We start from the raw sequence: 2992 nt of genomic DNA, 5'->3' as shown, positions 1-2992 counted from the left end.
AAAAAATCCCTGGCAAAGAATAAATGGCGACATGTACAGCACTATGCAGATGCCAAAACAGAGGTAATTTTAGAAATTATGGAAAAAGCCAATTGTAACAAGTAGGAAAAATAACCGGGCAAAATCTTCATTAAATCCTCTTATCTCCTTCCCCTTGAAGGGAGATGATTAAGGTGGGGGTGACTGGTAGACTATTATTGTCATTGGAATATTGGAAAATTGGAAAGATGAACAGAAGTTAACCGGTAATCTTATGTCAGATAAAATAATATGCCTAAAAAATGAGAAATACTTCCAGCCAGAACAAATAGATGCCAGATAGGATGATGATAGGGTAATTTTTTCCATAAATAGAACATTAATCCTAAAATGTAACACCCTCCTCCGATTAAAAGCCAGATAATCATCCCCTGGGGTAGCATTTGCATCATTGGTTTAATTGCAACAACCGAAAGTAAGCCCATTAATACATAAGATAATATTAATAATGATTTTAACTTATCCAGAAGAAAGATGGTAACAATAATTCCTCCAAGAGCCATTACCCATGATACACTGAGAAGAGTCCATCCCCAAACCCCTCTCATCAGGGTTAGGGTTATTGGAGTGTAAGTCCCGGCAATAAGCAGATAAATGGCAGAATGGTCAAAAATCCTGAATATTTTCTTGACCTTTAAATTGAAAGAACCATGATATAAAGCAGAAGACAAATATAATATTATCAGAGTTGCGCCATAGATACTGAAACTGACTATCCTCCAGACATCCCCTTCTCTACTGGCAAGGACAATCAATATTACCAGAGCAGCAATACTCAGCCCTATCCCTATACTATGAGTAATACTGTTTACAATTTCCTCACTATAATTCAGTTTTTTAAACATATAATTATCTTTATTAAAAATATTTATTTGAATTGCCTCTCTAAAAAATAAATTAAATTAGTTTTAATAATTTCATTTTTGGCACAACAGAATTTAAAGGTTATTTCAATAGTATCATTTACATATTTATAATGCAAAGAATTTCCCTTTTTCTATCAATCCAATTTATTTTAATTTTGTTTGTTTATTTTGTAAATTATTTTTCAGGGGCAAATTACTGCTCTTACTTCACCCCCAAATGCCTCCATATTATCCATTACTTCATTAATAGAAAAAGCATCCAAAGATATTTTCTTTGTTATAACATGTGATAAATCAAGCTTTTTTCTTCTAACAAATTCCACAAGCAATGGTAATTCACTTAATAGATGATCAGAGCAGCCGATTACCTCAGCCTCTTTTCCGAGAAGTTCCTGATATGAAAATATTTCAAAGGGTTTATCTGTAATCCCTACTAAAGCGGTACGCCCTAATACTCCCATCGATTTGACCGCTTGCATCATAGTCTGAGGAAGTCCAATCACCTCCAGCGCAACATCAACTCCTCTATTATTAGTGTATTTAAAAATATTAGTAACCGGGTCTTCATCTGCGGCGTTGATTGGTATAGCCCCAAATTTTTCAGATAATTTGAGCTTATCTTTATTGATATCAATACTGTAAACATCAAGTGCACCCATTATTCTGGCTAGTTGAATAGCAGAAATACCCAATCCGCCTGCACCAAAAACGGCAACTGTTTCACCGGCTTTCAACCTGGCTTTTCTAAGAGCATGATACGATGTTGCCGAAGAACACATCAGGACTGCTCCCTCTTCAAATGAGACTTCTTCAGGCAATAGTACTGTATTTCGGGCCGGTATAGCAATATATTCAGCATAACCACCGTCACGATGCTTGCCAATCATCATACCGTGTTTACAAAATTGCTCATTTCCACTTACACAAAAATTACAATCACCACAACTCAACTGATAGTGAATGCAAACCCTGTCCCCAATTTTGGGAAAATGAACTTGCGAACCGGTTTCTTCCACAATGCCGGCAATCTCATGTCCAAGAGTTTGAGGTAAAGTACCAACAGGGGATATGCCAGCTCTATAATGAACATCTGAGTGGCAAATTCCAGCTGCTTTAACTCGTATGAGTACATCTCTCTCACCTACCCTGGGTAAGGGTACTTCCTGTAACTCCAAAGGTTGCCCTATTTTAATAAGACGGACTGCTTTCATAAAACACCTCTCTCAATTGTGCGTAATGATTAGGTCTTCACATACTGACCATATTATTTTGCTTGACCATTTATAACAACAATGCCCCTCAGCAAATGATGAGGGGCATTGTTGTTTGAATAATAATTAAATTTTCTTAAATTATATTCCATACCAAATTACAATCTTTGTTTTTTATGAAGAAGGTGTGAATTCTCGGGTGCCTAAAGATTTGTCCAGCATGATTATGCCATTCCCTTTTTCCCCAACCATTTTTAACCTCTGAAGTATTTTTTCCGGCTCAGCTTCCTCTTCAATTTGCTCTGTAACAAACCACTGTAGGAAATATTCTGTTGCATAATCATTCTCTTCCCGCGCCAATGTAACTAAATCATGGATTAAACCGGTAACTGTTTTTTCATGAGCTAATGTTTTTTCAAAAAGATCTGTTATTGAGCTAAAATTGTCTTCCGGTTTTTCTATTGCCTCCAGATGCACTTCACTTCCTTGTTCATTTACATAATGATATATCTTCTCAGCATGACTTAACTCCTCTTTGTACTGACAAAAAAACCAATTGCCAAAACCATCAAATCCATTAGCTGTAGCATAACTTGCCATAGATAAATACAAATAGGCTGAAAAAATCTCACGGTTAATCTGGTAATTTAACTTATCCTGCATTTTCTTACTGATCATACAATAATATCCTCCATTATAAGTTTAATTTAAATTTACTTTAATTTTTTATAAACTATAGACAAGTAATTATCTCTATAATTGAATTTAATTGCAATTATTATACCATATATTTTTCCCCAGGTTAATTTTTAATGTTGCGCAAGAGGTATCTCCTGACAATTTTAAAAAATAAATTAGGGTTATGTCGGAAAGGTA

Annotated in this window: 3 protein-coding genes; all 3 read right to left on the bottom strand. The window is 35.0% G+C overall.

The window, feature by feature from the left end:
• Positions 1 to 251: 251 nt before the first annotated feature.
• The 3 genes from PHQ99_08460 to PHQ99_08450 all read right to left on the bottom strand — a co-directional run bounded on the left by PHQ99_08460 (position 252) and on the right by PHQ99_08450 (position 2794).
• Entirely contained in the window at positions 252 to 884 is a 633-nt protein-coding gene (locus PHQ99_08460) for a hemolysin III family protein (GenBank protein MDD4289603.1), read from the bottom strand.
• A gap of 203 nt (positions 885 to 1087) precedes the next feature.
• Entirely contained in the window at positions 1088 to 2116 is a 1029-nt protein-coding gene (locus tag PHQ99_08455) for a zinc-binding dehydrogenase (protein MDD4289602.1), read from the bottom strand.
• Positions 2117 to 2290: 174 nt separating this feature from the next.
• The gene (locus PHQ99_08450; GenBank protein ID MDD4289601.1) at positions 2291 to 2794 is read right to left on the bottom strand and encodes a ferritin; all 504 of its coding nucleotides are present in this window, start codon (positions 2792 to 2794) and stop codon (positions 2291 to 2293) included.
• Between the last annotated feature and the right edge of the window lie 198 nt (positions 2795 to 2992).

The organism is Atribacterota bacterium (assembly GCA_028703475.1).
GTDB lineage: Bacteria > Atribacterota > Phoenicimicrobiia > Phoenicimicrobiales > Stramentimicrobiaceae > JAQVMU01.
Note: the sequence above shows the minus strand (reverse complement) of the source record. Positions and strands in the feature narration are given on the sequence as shown.